The 951-nt window shown below is 73.7% G+C and carries 1 protein-coding gene; it reads right to left on the reverse strand.

The genetic code is table 11. The features are described 5' to 3' along the window. The coding region (locus CCN29_RS34075; RefSeq protein WP_143661470.1) for a DUF4241 domain-containing protein at positions 1–951 on the reverse strand (951 nt) is incomplete at both ends.

Below are 951 nucleotides of genomic sequence, written 5' to 3' on the forward strand. Positions count from 1 at the left end.
GCGGGCGAGGGCCCGGTGCCGCCGGGGGTGTCCGTCTCCTGGTCGGTGGGGCAGAGCCGGAAGTCGACGACGACGCAGGCGGCCTGTCCGTCCTCCGTGCGGCCTGTCCAGACGGGGTAGGACCCGTCGCCCCAGCCGGCGGTGAAGGCGATGAGGTTCGGCTCGGTGCCCGTGCCGGGCAGTTCGACACTGGGGCGGTCGACGAAGGAGAGGGGGTCGAACACCTCGTCGTCCAGCGTCTCGTCGTCCACCTCCCGGGTCGCGTCCATGAAGGCCACCGTGCCGGTGTCGACGCCGACGCCGTAGAACTCGCCTTCGCCGAGCAGCCCCGGGTCCTCGTCGGGCCGCAGAGTCATCTCCCACGCGTGGGGCGGGGTGTCGAGGAACGTCACCCTGGCCGCGGCGACCTCCACCGAGCGTGCCGTGCGGAGCAGCGACAGCGTGACCGGGTACTCGCCCGGCGGCACGGCGACGGTGCGCGGATCCGAGACGTAGCCGGGGTCCGTGACGGCCAGCCGCCCCGACGTGATGCGCAGCATGCCGGCGTCGGCGGGCTCGACGACGGCCGGCCCGTCCGGGGTGTCGCGCGGACCCGGTACGAACAGTCGCTCGATGCCGGTGGGGCGCAGCGGTCCCGCCCCCTCCTCCACCGACACGTCGTTCAGCACCACGGTCGCGACGGGCTCGTGGCCCTGCTGGGCGAGGAACGGCGCGAACACGTGCCAGTCGCCGAACGCGGGTGCGTGGCAGTGCGGGACGCGCACCGGGGACCGCCCTTCGCCGGACTCGGACCCCGCCTCGTGGCCCTGCTCGTCGGAGGTCGTCAGCCGGGTGTTACGGACTCCCAGCAGCTTGTCCGTGCCCAACGGCTCGAAGTCGATCATCCGCGCGCGCCGGGACGCGTCGTCGAACAGGTACAGACGCCACCGCCCTCGCGGCCATCGCTCGGCC

Source organism: Streptomyces pseudogriseolus (assembly GCA_002154585.1).
GTDB lineage: Bacteria > Actinomycetota > Actinomycetes > Streptomycetales > Streptomycetaceae > Streptomyces > Streptomyces pseudogriseolus.